The 17,668-nt window shown below is 39.2% G+C and carries 18 protein-coding genes; 13 read left to right on the top strand and 5 right to left on the bottom strand.

Annotated elements, in window-relative coordinates; genetic code table 11:
* Window positions 1-82 precede the first annotated feature (82 nt).
* Both H5115_RS16080 and H5115_RS16075 read left to right on the top strand, forming a co-directional pair.
* The gene (locus H5115_RS16080) at window positions 83-313 is read left to right on the top strand and encodes a hypothetical protein (protein ID WP_002959972.1); all 231 of its coding nucleotides are present in this window, start codon (window positions 83-85) and stop codon (window positions 311-313) included.
* Between the two features lie 14 nt (window positions 314-327).
* Window positions 328-924: a pentapeptide repeat-containing protein gene (locus H5115_RS16075; protein ID WP_182738792.1), complete on the top strand. Its 597-nt coding sequence runs from the start codon at window positions 328-330 to the stop codon at window positions 922-924.
* A 49-nt stretch (window positions 925-973) separates the two neighbouring features.
* Here the strand turns inward: H5115_RS16075 and H5115_RS16070 are convergent, their stop codons facing one another.
* Window positions 974-1,297 carry a hypothetical protein gene (locus tag H5115_RS16070; RefSeq protein ID WP_002959968.1) on the bottom strand — a complete coding sequence of 108 codons (324 nt, stop codon included), beginning with the start codon at window positions 1,295-1,297 and terminating at the stop codon, window positions 974-976.
* Window positions 1,298-1,426: 129 nt separating this feature from the next.
* On the opposite strand from H5115_RS16070, the gene H5115_RS16065 reads away from it, so the two are divergent.
* Window positions 1,427-2,209: an alpha/beta hydrolase gene (locus tag H5115_RS16065; protein WP_182756285.1), complete on the top strand. Its 783-nt coding sequence runs from the start codon at window positions 1,427-1,429 to the stop codon at window positions 2,207-2,209.
* 58 nt (window positions 2,210-2,267) lie between these two features.
* Here H5115_RS16065 and H5115_RS16060 read toward each other — a convergent pair whose 3' ends face one another.
* Entirely contained in the window at window positions 2,268-3,470 is a 1,203-nt protein-coding gene (locus tag H5115_RS16060) for a bifunctional alpha/beta hydrolase/OsmC family protein (protein ID WP_033040721.1), read from the bottom strand.
* Window positions 3,471-4,003: 533 nt separating this feature from the next.
* Between H5115_RS16060 and H5115_RS16055 the strand changes: the two genes are divergently transcribed.
* Both H5115_RS16055 and H5115_RS16050 read left to right on the top strand, forming a co-directional pair.
* Window positions 4,004-4,843: an isopenicillin N synthase family oxygenase gene (locus H5115_RS16055; protein WP_008172584.1), complete on the top strand. Its 840-nt coding sequence runs from the start codon at window positions 4,004-4,006 to the stop codon at window positions 4,841-4,843.
* Between the two features lie 200 nt (window positions 4,844-5,043).
* Window positions 5,044-6,438: a DEAD/DEAH box helicase gene (locus H5115_RS16050; RefSeq protein ID WP_149594774.1), complete on the top strand. Its 1,395-nt coding sequence runs from the start codon at window positions 5,044-5,046 to the stop codon at window positions 6,436-6,438.
* Window positions 6,439-6,575: 137 nt separating this feature from the next.
* On the opposite strand, the gene H5115_RS16045 is transcribed toward H5115_RS16050, so the two are convergent.
* Both H5115_RS16045 and H5115_RS16040 read right to left on the bottom strand, forming a co-directional pair.
* Window positions 6,576-7,319, bottom strand: coding sequence for a DUF3307 domain-containing protein (locus tag H5115_RS16045; RefSeq protein WP_182756283.1), 744 nt, complete (start codon window positions 7,317-7,319; stop codon window positions 6,576-6,578).
* On the bottom strand, window positions 7,319-7,942 hold the full coding sequence (locus H5115_RS16040) for a hypothetical protein (RefSeq protein ID WP_182756281.1): 624 nt from the start codon (window positions 7,940-7,942) through the stop codon (window positions 7,319-7,321). The genes H5115_RS16045 and H5115_RS16040 overlap by 1 nt, the downstream gene beginning before the upstream one ends.
* 150 nt (window positions 7,943-8,092) lie before the next feature.
* On the opposite strand from H5115_RS16040, the gene H5115_RS16035 reads away from it, so the two are divergent.
* The 8 genes from H5115_RS16035 to H5115_RS16000 all read left to right on the top strand — a co-directional run bounded on the left by H5115_RS16035 (window position 8,093) and on the right by H5115_RS16000 (window position 15,591).
* Entirely contained in the window at window positions 8,093-8,596 is a 504-nt protein-coding gene (locus tag H5115_RS16035) for an NYN domain-containing protein (RefSeq protein WP_002962844.1), read from the top strand.
* A gap of 174 nt (window positions 8,597-8,770) precedes the next feature.
* A complete protein-coding gene (gene nudC, locus H5115_RS16030) occupies window positions 8,771-9,691 on the top strand; it encodes an NAD(+) diphosphatase (protein WP_182756308.1) in 921 nt (306 codons plus the stop codon).
* 9 nt (window positions 9,692-9,700) lie between these two features.
* Window positions 9,701-10,882, top strand: a complete 1,182-nt coding sequence (locus tag H5115_RS16025; RefSeq protein ID WP_182756279.1) for a cystathionine beta-lyase — start codon at window positions 9,701-9,703, stop codon at window positions 10,880-10,882.
* Window positions 10,883-11,025: 143 nt separating this feature from the next.
* Window positions 11,026-11,853, top strand: a complete 828-nt coding sequence (locus tag H5115_RS16020; RefSeq protein WP_182756277.1) for an ABC transporter permease — start codon at window positions 11,026-11,028, stop codon at window positions 11,851-11,853.
* Window positions 11,850-12,758 carry an ABC transporter ATP-binding protein gene (locus H5115_RS16015; protein WP_182756276.1) on the top strand — a complete coding sequence of 303 codons (909 nt, stop codon included), beginning with the start codon at window positions 11,850-11,852 and terminating at the stop codon, window positions 12,756-12,758. Before H5115_RS16020 ends, H5115_RS16015 begins: the two co-directional genes overlap by 4 nt.
* Window positions 12,758-13,132, top strand: a complete 375-nt coding sequence (locus H5115_RS16010) for a PH domain-containing protein (protein WP_007377979.1) — start codon at window positions 12,758-12,760, stop codon at window positions 13,130-13,132. The genes H5115_RS16015 and H5115_RS16010 overlap by 1 nt, the downstream gene beginning before the upstream one ends.
* A gap of 199 nt (window positions 13,133-13,331) precedes the next feature.
* On the top strand, window positions 13,332-14,126 hold the full coding sequence (locus H5115_RS16005; protein WP_002962833.1) for a putative porin: 795 nt from the start codon (window positions 13,332-13,334) through the stop codon (window positions 14,124-14,126).
* 661 nt (window positions 14,127-14,787) lie between these two features.
* The gene (locus H5115_RS16000; protein ID WP_149594781.1) at window positions 14,788-15,591 is read left to right on the top strand and encodes a putative porin; all 804 of its coding nucleotides are present in this window, start codon (window positions 14,788-14,790) and stop codon (window positions 15,589-15,591) included.
* 67 nt (window positions 15,592-15,658) lie between these two features.
* Here the strand turns inward: H5115_RS16000 and H5115_RS15995 are convergent, their stop codons facing one another.
* Window positions 15,659-17,506: a M2 family metallopeptidase gene (locus tag H5115_RS15995; protein WP_182756273.1), complete on the bottom strand. Its 1,848-nt coding sequence runs from the start codon at window positions 17,504-17,506 to the stop codon at window positions 15,659-15,661.
* Between the last annotated feature and the right edge of the window lie 162 nt (window positions 17,507-17,668).

The following is a 17,668-nucleotide window of genomic DNA, read 5'->3' as shown; positions in this document are numbered from 1 at the left end:
TAAGTTATATGCTTAAGGGTTTTTTTGTGGTTAAATTTGCAGCAGAGTGTATTTTAACCGAACAGACGAAAAAGGAATTATTATGTCGATCAATGCAACCTTATTTGGTGAGTTCTTAGTTTTTTTTATTGTGCTGAGTATTCCTATTTTTGCTGTAATTAGCTACAAAATAGGTAAGCGTAAAAGTACTATGCCTGGGGTTTTAGCTTTTGTGGGTGGCTGTTTAGCGCTATTTCCACTATTTGCTTTGATTTTTATTGCAGTGCTTGCGCTTAAAAAAGATTTACCTAAAAATAGCGTCTATGCCCATTAAAAACTATGTTAATAGTGTCAATTTCAAATAATAATCACTACTTCGACGAGCAATTTAATGCTTTGCAGCACGAAGAGCAACTAACTGAAAATTCTGAGTTTGAAGAGTGCACATTTACCGATTGCGACTTTTCAGGCGGGCAGTTTAAAAATTGCCGATTTATACAGTGCAACTTTAAAAACTGTAATTTATCGTCACTTAAATGGAACTACAGCTCGCTTGAAGATGTAAGTTTTAGCCACTGTAAATTAAATAGTCTGCAATGGACTGACGTAGATTGGCCAGCGCTTAGTATTAACGCACCGGTGAGTTTTAATTATTGCGAGCTCAGTAATAGTTCTTTTTTTGAATTAACCCTCAAAGCCCTCAAACTAACACACTGCTTTGCCAAAAATGTTGATTTTAGACATGCTGATTTAAGCGGTAGTGAATTTACAGGAACAGATTTTCGCGATAGTGAGTTTTTTCAAACTAACTTAACAAAATGTGATTTTGTAGGTGCGACAGCGTTTAATATAGATTTGAATAATAATATTTTAGCGAATGCTAAGTTTGATCGCTTCGAAGCACTTAATTTACTTACCAGCCTTAATATAGAGCTTTGTGATTAACTGAACACCTAGAAGCGACAGCTTAGCTGGGCTTCTAGATACTGCGTAATTAACGGCTAGGGCCATTTTTATTACGTGCACTGGCAAGCTGTCTTGCGATTTCTAATAACGCGGGTGAAATATCTTCAGCGCCGTCTTTAATTAGTTTTGTAACGTCACCTGATGAAAACAAACCGTCACGTGGTGATTTAATACCTAACTCACGAACAAAATCCTTCGTTTTACCTGTGCTGCCTGTTTCGATGAACTTAAAAATAATACGTTCATTGTTGTTTTTAGCAGGGGTTTTTAGTGTTTCGATTTCGTCATGTATTGCCGTTAGTTTGTCTTCTAGGATTTCTATACGTTCTTGAATGCTATTGTATGATTTCATTTATTGGATCTTTTACTAAATATATTTAAACAATGGCGGCTATTATCGCATAGTTTGACAATAGAGAATGCAAACCTATAAAGTAAAAGTTATTTTTAATTAAAAACAATAATTTATATAAGTTTAAATATGCAAAAAACACTTAAAAAGCTTTTTATATTAAGTGCACTAGCTCTAAGTACATCAGTTATAAGTAAATCAGTAATAAGTACATCAGTAATCGGCGCAACAGGCTATGCAAACGATGGCGTTATAACTGATGAAAGCCGCAAGCGCACTATTCCTATAAATATCACACGACCAAGTAACAATGCTAAGTGCACTGAACAAGTAAAATGCCCTGTAGCGTTCATTAACGCAGGTTATGGGATTAGCCATAAGAAGTATACGTTTGCTAGTAATGCGTTTAATCAGCGTGGATATTTAACAATAGCAGTTGCACATGAACTAAAAAGCGACCCTGGTCTTAATCGTGAGCAGCCTTACTTAACAACACGTATGGAAAACTGGCATCGTGGCGTAGTAACGCTTAAGTTTTTAGTTAATGAGCTAGCGAGTAAATACCCAGCGTACGACTTTACAAAACTCACCTTATTTGGGCATTCTAATGGCGGTGATATTTCCGCATTATATGGCTCTATTTACCCCAATGAAGTTAGCACTATTATTACGCTCGATCATCGCCGCATGTTGATCCCACGCAATAAAAATATACGCGTACTTACTCTACGCGGTAGTGATTACCCAGCTGATGCGGATGTGCTGTTAAACGATTCAGAGCTGGATAAATTTCCTGTTACACAAACACTAATAGAAAAATCGCGCCATAACGATATGTACGATGGCGGGCCAAAATGGCTGGTGGGTAGAATGAGTAAAGAAGTAGAGGGATTTTTAGATAGTAAAAGTTAGGTATATAAAAGTTAAATCATAGCGCAGTGTTACCTGCGCTATATTTATTTTACGGCAGTTATTCTACCAGTTCACTAACAATAACAGGGTTATTATGTAGTGTTTTATGCACTGGGCATTTGTCGGCTATTTCGAGTAAACGCTGACGCTCTGGCTCAGTTAAGTCGCCACGTAAGGTGATTTTACGGGTAATGGCTTCAAGGTTACCTGTTTGCTCACAATCGTCGCAATCTTTGTTGTAATCGCGAGTGTGATCAAGCTCTACTTTTACATGCTCCAGTGGTAAGTTTTTACGTGTAGCGTACATACGCAGTGTCATGGCCGTACAGGCACCAAGCCCCGCTAATAAGTGATGATACGGATCGGGACCTAAGTTTTTACCGCCTACTTTTATTGGCTCATCTGCAAGCCAAGTATGATCTTTTGTACTTACGTGCTGAGTAAATACATGGTCTTTTTCTTCAACAAGTACATTACCACCCGTTAAACTTGCCGTGTATTTAGTTTTGTCGTACTTAACATAACGGTTTGCCCACGTTGCAATTATTTGTGCTGCGTAGTCGGCATCGTTTTTATTTGTTAAAAGGTGATCGGCGTTATCTAGGCTAATAAAGCTTTTAGGATGCTTAGCTGATGCATAAATTTTTTCAGCTTCACTAATATTTACAGTCGCATCAATAGGGGAGTGCATTACTAATAATGCGCGCTTAAGTTTACTTATGTGGCTTTTATCGTACTTGGCTATATCGTCAATAAATTGCTTTTTAATGGTAAATTCACGACCAGCTAAGTTAACTTTAGCTTCCCCTGCTGCGTTAATTTCATCAAGGTGTGCTTCAAAGTTATGCGCTACGTGCTGCGCATCTGACGGTGCGCCAATGGTTGTAATAGCCGATACTTCAGGAATATGCTCAGCAGCAGCAAGAACGGCTGCCCCGCCTAAACTGTGGCCAATGAGTAGTTGCGGCGGAGCAAAATGTTCACGTAAATGATTTGCCGCAGATACTAAATCTTGAATGTTTGATGAAAAGTTACTGTTAGCAAAATCACCATCACTATTACCTAAACCGGTAAAGTCGAAACGCAGTACGGCGATACCTTGTTGTGTGAGTGCACGGCTAATCCGTGTAGCTGCTGCAATGTCTTTACCGCATGTAAAGCAGTGTGCAAATAGCGCGTAAAACTTAACGTCACCAGAGGGAAGTTCAAGTTGGCCGGCAAGTTCTAAATCGCCGCTTTTAAAAGATACTTTTTGTCGCATGGGGAGCCTTATTTACACAAATAAAATATATTCTGTTAGGGCGTGTTGACCGTTGTGGATTGAAATTTGTTCAATCTAGGGGCGATTTAATCGCGGCGCGAGGTTTGTAACCTAGTGGACTAAGTAAAAACCGAGCAACAAAGAGTTAATCGTCCCTAGAAAGAACCCAAAGGGTAGCGCATGTTTGGCATTTATGCTGCGTTATCGCCTATTTATGGGGAACAACCACACATCATAGGCTCTGCCTTGCTTAAATACCAAACAGCCTGCTGCAAATTCACCCACCAAAGGTCAGCACGCCCTAGTAGACCAGAGATAGTTACTAAACCTTGCAAATTCAACGTTTTTTTATAAGTTGATCTTGATCAAGCAAAGTGTCGGTGACCATGTCTTGAGGACATATGTCCTTATGTTTTTGAGGTCATTTGTCTATCCTCGCATAGCGCTATAATGAAGGCTTTGCTACTTTATATAAGTAATTTAGCACTATTAAAAGCAACTCACTTCACACAACCTATTCACTGGAACGTACAATGCAATTACCTACTGTTGATTATAAAGCTCCCGATGCGGCTGCACAATTTGTTGAATCGTTAAGAAATACTGGATTTGGCGTTTTAAAAAACCACCCAATCCCACAGTCTTTAGTTGAGTCTATTTACAAAAATTGGCAAGACTTTTTTAACTCAGAGCAAAAGCACGACTTTTTATTCTCTAAAGAAACTCAAGACGGTTACTTTCCGCCTTCAGTATCTGAAGTAGCGAAAGGCTTTACAATAAAAGACATTAAAGAGTACTTTCATGTGTACCCTAAAGGTCGCGTTCCTGCCCAGCTTGAAGCTGATGTACGTGAATACTACCGTTTAGCAAGTGAATTTGCTGGCACATTATTAAGCTGGGTTCAGGCTGAAGCACCAGCTGATGTGCGTGCTAAGTTTTCAATTGATTTAAAAGACATGATTGCCGATTCTGAGCAAACATTGTTACGTATCCTTCATTATCCGCCTATGACGGGTGATGAAGAGCCAGGTGCTATTCGCGCAGCAGCCCATGGCGATATTAACTTATTAACTGTATTACCAGCTTCTAATGAGCCTGGTTTACAAGTTCAAAAAACAGATGGCGGTTGGTTAGACGTGCCATGTGATTTTGGCAGCTTAATTATTAATATCGGCGACATGCTACAAGAAGCGTCGGGCGGGTATTTCCCATCGACAATTCACCGTGTAATTAACCCAACGGGTAAAGCATCTACTAAATCGCGTATTTCACTACCGTTATTTTTACACCCGCATCCAGATGTTGTGCTTTCAGAGCGCTACACGGCTGATAGCTACTTGCAAGAACGTTTGCGTGAGTTAGGCGTTAAGTAACTCTAATACTTAGAGTAATTAAGTATAAACAAAAAACGGCTTATGGCCGTTTTTTGCATTTTTAAGCAACTTGAGCACTGGTTTAATTTTATTGAACGGTGCTCAATTGCTCGCAACGTAAATAATGGCATGCATTCTTAGCTACTACAGGTATAATGCGCGCAACTGGCTAATGTAGCCTTATTTAAAAGAGAGTTTATATGAGTTTTGAAGGTTTAGGTTTATCACAGTCTTTGGTTAATGCGGTTTTAGAAAAGGGCTATGAAACGCCAACGCCGATTCAGGCTCAAGCAATTCCTGCAATTATTGAACGCCGTGATGTTATGGCAGCAGCGCAAACAGGTACAGGTAAAACAGCAGGCTTTACATTACCACTTATTGAGCGTTTGTCGTCGGGCCCTAAAGCTAAAAGTAACCACGTACGTGCTCTTATTTTAACGCCTACGCGTGAACTTGCTTTGCAAGTAAGCGAAAACGTTGAAGAGTACGCTAAGCATTCGGATGTGAGCTCGTTTGTAGTCTACGGTGGCGTTAAAATTAACCCACAAATGCAGCGTCTTCGTAAAGGTGTTGATATTTTAGTAGCAACGCCGGGTCGTTTAATCGACTTACATAATCAAAATGCAGTTAAATTTGATAGTGTTGAAGTGCTTGTACTCGATGAAGCTGACCGCATGTTAGACATGGGCTTTATTCACGACATTAAACGCTTAATTGCTAAAATGCCTGCTAAACGTCAAAACTTGATGTTTTCGGCTACATTTTCTGACGAAATTCGAGCATTAGCAAAAGGGTTAATTAATGACCCAGTTGAAATTTCAGTTGCTGCAAAAAATACTACAGCTAAAAGTGTTACTCAGTGCGTTTACGCGGTAGATAAAACACGTAAAACAGCATTGCTAAGCCATTTGATTCGCACTAACGATTGGCAACAAGTGTTAGTGTTTAGCCGTACAAAGCACGGTGCTAACCGTTTAGTTAAGCAACTAGAGCGTGATGATATTACAGGCGCTGCTATTCATGGTAATAAGTCACAAGGTGCTCGCGTTAAAGCACTTGATGGTTTTAAAAGTGGTGAAGTACGCGTACTAGTAGCAACAGACATTGTTGCACGTGGTTTAGACATTGTTGAATTACCGCATGTTGTTAACTACGATTTGCCAAATGTATATGAAGATTACGTTCACCGAATTGGCCGTACAGGCCGTGCTGGAGCGTCGGGTCATGCGATTTCGTTTGTAACGGTTGATGATGCTGTTGATTTATACGGTATTGAACGCTTTATTGGTGAGCTTATTCCACGTGCTGAAGAAGATGGTTTTGAGCCTATTAACCCAGTAGCTGAACGCGCATTAGATGCTCGCCCTCTACCGGCTAAAAAGCCTAAGAAAAAGCAGCCTTTTAATAAGCCTAAATCTGATAGCAGCAAGCCTAACAGCAAAAAGCCGAACAATGGTGGTAATGGTACCGGCCCACGCCGTGGTGGTTCTAAAAAGCCAGCTGCTAAAACAGGTGATAACGCGCAAAACCCATGGGCAAAGCGTGAATCTGTTGGCGGTAATGGCCAACGCCGTCGTCGCACCAATAACGATTAATCATTATTAGTGATTGCACTAGCGTTTAATTAATTTAGAACTTGGTTAAAGGCAGATACAAAAAACGCGCTCCCTTCTTTTTAATTGATAGAAGTAGCGCGTTTTTTATTGTCTGTAATTTGTACTTACTGTATTGCCTAACTGATTAAATAGTTAATACCCAAGCCTACAAATAAAGTCACACTTACGCTAAGTAATGTGCCGAGCATAACGTACTCGGTAAGTTTTTTATCTTTGCTTGCACTTAAATCACCAAACCTAAATACCGACTTTGCAGCAAGTAAAAAACCAAGCCCTGCGAATTGGTCAAGCAATATAAAGCTCAGCATAAGTACGCGCTCAAGCATACCTATGCTTTGCCCTGCAAGTGGTAAGCTACCAGTACTTGAAAAGTTACTTGTTAAACGCTCTAACATCATTCTTATAAATACTGCGCTGGGACTTAAAATAATTAAATAACCGCATACCACCCACAGTATGTTGGGATCAGTGAGCATATTATTAATTGCAGCCATAAAGCTATTATTATCAGTTAGCCAAATACTGAGCGCAATAATAACGAGTATGTGCGCTATTTGATCTAGTAAAAAAGGCACCATGCCTTTATTAGAATACGATTTAGCTATATCAATAAAGTAATGGCTCAGCATAATGCTCGCCGTGGCAATTAAAACACTGCTTAGTTGCTGCCACCCGAATGTGTATTCCCACAGGGTAATAATGAGTGCACTTGTTACACCATGCACTAGTACATGAAAATAAAGCTTACTGGCTTTAAAGTGACGGGTATTTCTGTCGTTTACCCAACTCATAGGTTGCCAGTAAAAATCAGCGAGTAAGTGGCCAATAATAAGCGCGACCAGTAAAAGTGAAAATTCCATTATTCACCTCCTTTAATTATATTTTTTATAACGTGTTGTGTGTGCTTAATAAAGCGCTCTATAAGTTGGTAGTGCGCTAAATTTAGTAGTTTGGTTACGTTTTCGCGACTTGTTTTAAGCTCTTTAGCCAGTGCCGCGTGGCTGTTGTCTGGTGATGTTAAATAGACGTACAGGGCATTTGCTTGTTTTTGTGTGATTTTAGTGAGCAATACGTCGGCAAAGGCTAAATTAAGATTTAAGCTTTCATCGAGCTGCTGCTCGTTAATATTAAAATCAAAGCGTTGATTGCCTATTTTATCAAGGCCTTGCCCCGAAAGAGTAAAAGCAGAACCGGTTGCTGTTTTTATATCGCTGCGTGGGTTATCTATTTGCCCAAGCGCCAAGCTTTGTCGTAGTTCATAACCTGACGATTTAAGGTGTAAATATACAAGTATGGCATTTTTAAAAAGGAGCTCAGGATTATTAACTTGTAACTGAAAGGCATCGCCTCGGTATATATTCCAAAGTGTTTGCTCACCCGAAATGTTTCGCAAACTTTGCTCTAGTTGGTAAAGCATGGCATCGTATTGCTGCTTAGGGATTGTTTGCGATTTAATAATATCGCCGCTGATCACACCAATCATAAAAATCTCAAAATGGTTACTTTTTAATATGTAACCAATATTGGTTACATAAGGGTATGTAACTAATTTAGGTTACTTAAATATAAATTGCAAGGTACACTTATTTTATAACGTTACTTTTATTGCTATTAATCCTCACTAGGACACTAAATGACTTTACAAAACGAGCAGCAAAGCACGAAACCACGGGTCGGTATTTTTGTTGATGTGCAAAATATTTATTACACGTGCCGTGAGAGTTACGGGAAAAATTTTGACTACAATGCGTTTTGGCGAATGATGGAGGCGCAATACAATATTGAGTGTGCTTTTGCGTATGCAATTTATCGAGGAGATGAAAAGCAAAATCAGTTTCAAAATATTTTGCGTGCGATTGGTTTTGAGGTAAAGCTAAAGCCATTTATTCAACGCCGTGATGGAAGTGCTAAAGGCGATTGGGATGTAGGCATAACAATAGACATGTTAGAGCAGGGTAAAAATCTTGATAAAGTTATTTTGCTCTCTGGCGATGGTGACTTTGCTTTGTTACTTGGGCATTTAAAAAATCAATATAATGTACCGTGCGATGTATACGGTGCTGACAGGTTAACTGCTGAGGTATTAAAACAAAGCGCAGAGCAATTTCATTTAATTGATAATACTTTGCTACTTTAACAGTAAAAAATAGTTAAAAAAGTGCAAGCTAAGTGCCTGCAACATGAGAGATTTTAATACAAAGCCGTAATAGGTGAATTAAGCCTTATATAGGCTTTTTTTATTACTGTAATCAATTGGGTTTGCTAAATGATTATGGTAATTTTAAAGCATAACGAGTTACCAAGGACTTACATGCTTCATTACAGCAACATGCCACTAGATAGAGGCTCAAATTTTCGTAAAGACCCATCGTGGCTTACAGCGCAAATGTCGGCGCAAAGTAAATGGGTTTTAGTTAAAAATAATCAAACCCTATTTATTAAAGATACTCCTAAAGTAAGCTATTTAACGTATCAACAAGTGGCACATTTAGATTTAACGAGTGCTATTTTTGTTGGTTTAAACAATGCTAAACATGGTGTGTTTGCATTGGATGTCTCTGATCTGGATGAAAGCGTACTTTCGCCTTTAATAGAGGGCGCTCAGTTTTTTGATATTCGCCAATATGGGCCTCAAGTAACCATTAAATATGCCTCAATAGCCGCCCTTGCGAGAGGGTTATGTTATTGGCATGCCACGCACCGTTTTTGTGGGCGCTGCGGTAGTAAAAACCGTTCAGTGGAAGCCGGGCACTCTAGAGTGTGTGAAAACGAAAACTGTAAGCATCCTACATTCCCTCGTACCGATCCTGCGGTAATTATGGTCGTTACTAAAGTCTTTGCTGACGGAGTAGAACGCTGTTTATTAGGTCGCCAAGCTGCGTGGCCCACTGGTATGTATTCGTCGCTTGCTGGATTTGTAGACCCAGGGGAGACACTGGAACAAGCTGTTGCGCGTGAAGTTAAAGAAGAGGCAGGCATAGAAGTTGATAACGTACGTTATGTTGCATCTCAGCCGTGGCCGTTCCCATCGTCAATTATGCTTGGCTTTTTTGCACAGGCGACATCTGAGCAAATTAACGTAGATAAAGAAGAGCTAGACGATGCAAAATGGTTTAGTCGTGAAGACTTAGAGCAATTTGGTAATTGGCACGAAGAAGGCGAGCATTTAAAGCTGCCTAGAACCGATTCTATCTCTCGTTATTTAATTGAGCATTGGCGCACAAACCCCTAAGGATTAATAATGTCGAGTAAAAGTAATAAAAACACTCAGCTGGTATCATCAGGGCGAAAAAAAGCCTATACACATGGCGTAGTCAATCCCGTTGTACAGCGTGCATCTACCATTGTATTTGATACTGTAGCCGATTTAAAAGAAGCAGCTAAAACCCGTGGCGATAAAACGTTATTTTATGGGCGCCGAGGAACAACAACACACTTTGCGCTACAAGAAGCTATTACAGAACTTGAAGGCGGCGAAGGGTGTGCATTGTACCCTTGTGGCGCTGCGGCGATCAGCCAAGTATTTTTATCGTTTTTAAAAACCGGTGATCATATTTTAATGGTTGATAACGTGTACGAACCAACTCGTGATTTTTGCGATAAAATTTTAGTGGGGCTGGGTATTACAACAACCTATTACCCGCCAACCATTGGCGCAGGTATTAAAGATTACATTCAGCCAAATACTAAAGTGTTGTTTTTAGAATCTCCAGGTTCTATTACGATGGAAGTGCAAGATGTGCCCTCTATGGTAAAAGTAGCCAATGAGCACAACGTAATGACCATGCTGGATAATACCTACGGTAACGGTTTGCATTATCGCCCGTTAGAGCACGGTGTTGATATTAGTATTCAAGCTGCAACAAAGTATATTGTTGGCCATTCAGACGTGATGATGGGGGTGGCTGTTGCTAATAAAAAGTATTGGCCAACCTTGCGCGAAAACTCATACTTACTAGGGCAATGTACCAGTGCCGATGATGCGTATTTAGCACTTAGAGGCCTGCGTACAATGGGTGTGCGTTTAAATCAACATGAAAAAGCAGCAATAGAAGTAGCTAAATGGCTCGAGCAACATGAGCTTGTTGATCATATTCGACACCCTGCATTTGAAAGCTGCCCAGGGCATGAGTTCTTTAAACGTGACTTTGATGGCAGTAATGGGTTGTTTTCATTTGTGATGAAAACCGGCAATCAAAAAGCGATTGATGCATTTTTAGATAGCCTTGAGCATATCAAAATGGGCTTTTCATGGGGCGGTTTTGAAAGTTTAGTAACGGCTAATTTAACCATGAAAGGGCTGCGCTCAAATACAGGTTGGGATTTAGGGCCGGTTATTCGCTTGCACATAGGTCTTGAAGATGTAGAAGATTTAATTAGCGATTTAAGCCAAGCACTTGAGGTTTATAAGCAGCATTTATAATTTATATCGCAATTTATGTTGTTACATTTAAATGTATTGTTACAAAGCTCACCACAGGTGGGCTTTTTTTTGCTGGTAATTCAAGGTGTTTACACTTAGTGTGGATAAATAAACAGAAAATAAAAAGTCATTAAGGATAGTCAATGGCAACACCATTACCGATAAACGTAGGGCGATTAACGCAAATAGCGGGATTTGAGCTTGTACGTATGTTTTTAACTAAACGTGGACTTATTGCATTAGCTGCCTTTGCATTGGTGTGGCTAATAATACTGCGCTACCCAATAGGGCAGGCAGTAGGCATTGTAAGTGCGCCCGATTTTGAGCAAATAGCCCGTGATATATCAGGTTCTATTGGTTTAAGTAAATTATTGGATTGGCCTGAGGCCGAATTTGCTATGTACTGGTTAATAGCCCTTTATAGCTTTCCCGTTTTTGGTTTATTTATTTGTAGCGACCAAACGGTAGGCGATAGAGAGCGCGGCACACTAAGGTTTTTATCACTGCGCTCCACTCGCTTTGAAATACTGTTTGGCCGTTTTTTAGGGCAGCTAGGAGTATTAGCATGTTTGGTGGGTATAACGCTTGTGGCTACACTCGCGGTATTGGGTTTTAGAGATCCAAGTTTACTGGCTGGTGGTTTTGCCCGTGCGCTTTCTATATTTTTAATATTAGTGATTACTCTGTGCCCATTTGTAGCACTAATGACGTTAATTAATACCTTTGCTCGCTCATCGCGTTTATCTATTGTATTGGCAATTTTATATTTTGCAGCAGGCGGTATTTTAGTTGGTATATTGCAATGGCAAATACCCGCATTAGGCTTGCTTGATTATTTATTTCCGGGTGTGCAAATAGAGCTATTAGCGGGGCAAAATTTACCATTATTGAGCGCTGTGGCTATTCCCCTTGTGCAAACTGCGGTATTACTAAGCGTTGCTCAACGTATTTTTGCAAGGAGCTCACTATGAGACCATTAATTACAGCTAGCGGTTTGAGTAAATCGTATGGTGCAAAACTTGCGCTTAATAATGTGGGCTTTGAAATTAACAAAGGCGCGCCAGTGGCACTTGTTGGGCCAAATGGTGCGGGTAAAACTACCTTATTTAGTTTGTTGTGCGGCTATATTGCGCCAAGTAAAGGCAGCCTTGAAATATTAGGGCATAAACCTGGTAGTGCTGCTTTATTTAATAAAGTAAGTGCATTACCGCAAGACGCGCAACTTGACCCTCGTTTTAATATAGATAAGCAACTCGCCTTTTATGCAAAGCTACAAGGTATGGGGGCAAAGCAAAGCCAAACTGAGGCGCTACGTGTACTTGATTTAGTTGGCTTAAAAGAAGTTGCAAAGCAGCGTGCGGGGGATTTATCGCACGGTATGCGCAAGCGCGTTACGATAGCGCAAGCACTTATTGGCGCACCACAAATTGTAATGCTTGATGAAGCAACCGCAGGGCTTGATCCGATTCATGCCAGAGAAGTACGTGAGCTGGTATCAGAATTAAGTGAACAGGCTACATTTATTTTAAGCTCTCACGATTTAACTGAGCTTGAGCGACTATGCTCACAGGTACTTCATTTAGATAAAGGCGTACTAAGCGAGCATCAAACAAAAACTAATAATACCGATAAACACTTTTATACATTAATGCTAAGCGAGGCTTATCAAAATGTTGAGCAACAGCTTCAAGCAATTGCAGGTGTGAGTCGTGTGTATATGAGCCAACATAAAGAATATGTAGTTGAGTATCAGCCAACGAGCGATCCACTTGATATTGCACTACTGAATTTTTGTCATCAACAACACTGGCAGTACAGGCAGTTAGTTAATGGTCATACGTTAGAGAATCAAATATTTAAACAGGAGAAAGTATAATGGGTTTACTTAGCGGACTTATGGGTAATGCAAGCGAAGTTGACGATTCTGATTTAGAAAAAATCCTCGCCAATACATTAATTGACGGCGAGCAAGTAGAAAAAGCATATAAAGTAGTACGTGATATGTTTATTTTTACTAATAAGCGCTTAATCTTAATTGATAAGCAAGGTATGACCGGTTCTAAAATGGAAATGGTGAGTATTGCTTACTCTAAAATTACCAAGTTTAGTAAAGAAAGTGCAGGCCATTTTGACTTAGATGCCGAGCTAAAAATATGGGTTGGCTCAGATCCAACACCAATTAGTAAAGAGTTTAAGTCTGGCGATAATATTAACGATGTTTACCGAATTATTAGCCAACACGCGCTTTAATACGGTACATGTTTTAAGTAGTTGTTGACCAGATGTTGCAACTACTTTAATTTTACAGTTTACTACACTTCCTTACAATTAACTTAATAAATACAACTGGTTAGTTAAGTTTTCATTCAGTTTCCTAACGTTAGCATGTGCCTCGACTTTAGCAATACAGCTAGAGCATAAAAAGCAATGTACATAGGGAAGTCTTACAATGAAAAAATTAGCAGTTATTATTTCGAGCATTTTATTATCTAGCACTGCGGCTGCTGCAGACAGCTATAATTCAATTAGTAACCTAAGCTACAAAAATAGCGATAACAACGACACCGTTGCTGTAGATTCTATTTACTATTTATCTCCTAAAAAAACTTTAGGTCCGTACGATCAGTTTGAATACATCAATAAACAAACTAACGTATATGGTGGCTATGCTGATGACGACTTTGGCGATTTAACATCAGTTGGTGGTGAATACTTCATTAATGAATTTGTTGTTGGCGCATCTTACGAAAACCTAGACCCAGATTCAGGTTCTAACAGTGAGCTTTATAAACTGACGGGTGGTTACTTTTTCAACCCTGATTTACTTGCAAAAGTAACACTAGTTGAAAACAAAGACGGCGACGATTACGCATTATTTGATTTAGCTTACAACTACATGCTAAACAGCACAGATTACGTAGGTGTTACACTTACATCAGACGACGATTTTGATTACCGTGCAGTTGCTGCTAAATACTTTATTGATTTACAGCAAGGTAACTACCTAACTTTTGAAGGTAAATACGAAAGCATTGATGACGCAGAAAACCAATGGGTAGCAGAAACTAACTACTACTTCTCAAAAGCAACATCTGTATTTGCTAACTACAACAAGCAAGACACTTACAGCTTTGGTGCTCAGCACTTCATCAATAAAAATATTGGTGTAAAGGTGGGTTATGAAAACAACGCTGATGATTCTGACAACGATGCGTACTTTGCTAACATGCGTTTTCAGTTTTAATTAAGTCCCGTACTTAGTTAATACAAAAGTAATATCAAAAGCCCGCTAAATTTAGCGGGCTTTGTCGTTTTAAATGTTTGAGCTTTTAACTATAAACTTTTACTAACCATAATTACGGCTTTTATTATGCTCATCTAAATAACCCCTTTAAGTTATAAATAGAGTTGCCATAAATGGCTAGATTGTTATTAAAGCCATTAAGTAGAGTCGATGATAATAGTGATAAAATAATGAGTATTGGAGTTTTTTTGCTGGTAAATAATGGTTATTGGAAAAAACAGATAAAAATATGCACTTATACAAACCTATTTTTTATTATAAATTCAGAAATAATGAATTAATTAGAGTCATTATTTTGAGAAATTAGAAAAATTTAGTGAGGGGAGGTTATATTGATGAGGTTTATCGAATAATTAAGTTGTGTTTAATTTAGCGACAACTTGTACCTTATTTGTTACTTTTTGAGTTTAAATGATGACAGACTATTGTTACGTAGATTTTGTTGATACCTGTTGTTTACATTTACTTGTAATTATTTACATTTTAAGTGGTTTTAATTTGCCCTCTTATTCAGTTTTTGTTCATTTTTTTGGCGTTAGGATGCGCCCCGACTTTAGCTAGACAGCTGAGGCATAAAAGTAATATTTATAGGGAATTTAAAATGAAAAAATTAGCCGTTATCATTTCGAGCATTTTATTATCAAGCGCTGCAACCACTGCAATAGCTGCAGATACTTACCAATCAATCAGCCATGTAGGATACGTGGATGTAGATGGTGATGACACACTAAGTGTTGACTCAACTTATTATTTTTCTCCAAAAGCGACGCTAGGTCCTTACGATCAATTTGAGTACATCAATAAGCAAACAAATGTTTATGGTGCATACAGTGATAATGATTTTGCAGATGTTACTAGCATTGGCGGTGAGTATTTTGTAGAAGATTTTGTATTAGGTGCACAGTACAATAATCTCGATAGTGATTTTGGCTCAAGCACGGATGTAATTGAACTTTCTGCAGGTTACTTCTTTAATCCAAACCTTTTATTAAAAGCAACGTTTGTTGATGTAGAAGATGCTGAGAATCAGTTTGTGTTTGACCTAGCATATAACCACGAATTAAATAGCACTGATTATATCGGTTTCACAGTAACAGCAGATGATGAGTTTGATTACCGTGCAGTAGCAGCTAAGTACTTTGCTGATTTACAGCAAGGTAACTACTTGACTGTTGAAGGTAAATTTGAAGATGTTGATGGTGGTTCAAGTAACTGGGAATTAGCATCTAACTACTATTTCAGCAAAGCAACATCGGTTTTTGTTACAGTTAATAAAAATGATGATTACACTCTTGGTGCTCAACACTTCTTCAACAACAATGTTGGTTTAGAAGCAGGTTACGGCAATAACTGGGATGATTCTGATTATGATGCTTACTTTGCAAATGTAAGCTTACAGTTCTAATTTAACTAAAAATTAGAATCTGAACAAAAAGCCCGCTCAAATGAGCGGGCTTTTTGTTCAGCGCTATTTACCAGCCGCAGTTGCGGCCTTCGTTTTGTTTATCTAAATATGTTTGTAATGGTGCAAAGTAATCGAGCATTGCTGTTGCATCCATTTGCGGCTTACCTGTCACAGTTTCAAGCGCCTCTTGCCAAGGGCGAGACGAACCCATTTCAAGCATAGCGTTTAGCTTATCCCCTGCTTCTTTTGAATTATAAATAGAGCAGCGATGAATGGCTTTATCGTTACCGGCAATTTCACACAAGCTACGATGAAATTCAAACTGTAAAATATGCGCTAAAAAGTAACGTGTATAAGGCGTGTTACCCGGAACATGGTACTTAGCACCCGGGTCAAAATCACTTTCGCTACGTGCGATAGGCGCTTGTACTCCTTGGTATTTTTCACGTAGTTCCCACCATGCTTTATTGTAATTTTCTGGTGCTACTTCACCTGAAAATACCTGCCAGCGCCACTGATCAACCATTAAGCTAAACGGTACAAAGGCGACTTTATCAAGTGCCATTTTCATCAACAAACCGATATCTTTAGATTCATCAGGTACTTGTTCAAGTAAGCCGATTTGTTTTAAGTAACCCGGTGTAACCGATAAGGCAATGGTGTCTCCAATGGCTTCATGAAAACCATCGTTTGCACTTTCTTGATAAAATAAAGGTTGTTTATTATAAGCGCGTTGATAAAAGTTATGACCTAATTCATGGTGAATAACGGAAAACTCTTCGCCTGTGCGCTGAATACACATTTTAATGCGTAAATCGTCTTTACTATCGATATTCCATGCTGATGCATGACACTGCACATCTCTGTCTTTTGGTTTTACAAACAATGAACGCTCGTAAAATGTCTCTGGTAGTGCGTCAAAACCCATTGAGGTAAAAAAGTTTTCTGCCCCTTTGACCATTTTAAGTTCGTCGTAATTATTTTGAGCTAATAACTCGGTTACGTCGTAACCCGGATCGGCGTTATCTGGTGCAACTACATCGTAAATATTACCCCATGCTTGCGCCCACATATTACCAAGTAAGTGCGCTGGAATAGGTTGATCTTGCGGTACTTTGTCGGTGCCGTACTTTTCACCTAACTTTGCGCGAACATGGCAATGTAGCGAGTTATAAAGTGGTTTAACTTGGCCCCAAATACGGTCAAGCTCGGTGGTGAAATCGTCTGCAGGCATATCGTATTTACTGCGCCACATAGCGCCCGTATCGGCATAACCAAGCTCCTTTGCACCTTCGTTGGTCAGTACTACTTGTTGCTCGTAAAGTGAGCGCATGGGTTTTGATATTTGACGCCAACCTTGCCATAAATCAAGTAGTTCGTTGTAATCTCGGCTGGTGGCCATTTTTGAGGTCATGTCGCCAAGGCTTAAACAGCTGCCATCTTCTTTACAGTATTTACCTTTACCATATAGCCCGCCAAGCTCTGCGACAATTTGTGAAAGTTGCGCTGTTTTATCAGCGTCTTGTGGGGCAGGAAGTGTAAGTGCTAGTTTTAGTTTATCAAGCTTACGGCGAGCATCGTAATCAAGCTTTAGTTCGTCGTATTTTGCAGCTTCATTTGCTAAACGCACGACTGTTTCGGTCATTTTACGGTTAACTTCAGCGGATAGAGCCGATGTATCGTGAGTAATAAAGTTTGCGTAAATCCACTCTGCACGGCTCGATTCTAAATAAAGTGCACTCAGTTCTTTTTCTGTGTTTGTTATAAATGTATTTGCATCTTTAGCTGTTACAGCTTTTTTAGTGTGTTTTGAATCGGTAGTGTCGATAGATACTTGCGCATCGCAGGCCGTTAAAGCAAGAGTACTTGCTACCATTAAGGCGCTCATACTTAGTTTAAATCGAAAGGGGGTCATGTTATTCCTTTAATTTATTGTTATTAAAACGTTGATAATAGCAGTGATGTTTAAAACAATAAAATGAATGCGTTAAGGCTCACGACTCGTCGTGCAATGATTGTATTTAAATTAAGATGGGTCATAATTAAGTTACTATTTTCATTCAATGTGTAAGGAATG

Origin of the sequence: Pseudoalteromonas sp. SR44-2, from assembly GCF_014163745.1 — a bacterium.
GTDB lineage: Bacteria > Pseudomonadota > Gammaproteobacteria > Enterobacterales > Alteromonadaceae > Pseudoalteromonas > Pseudoalteromonas distincta.
This window is presented reverse-complemented; position numbering and strand designations above follow the sequence as displayed.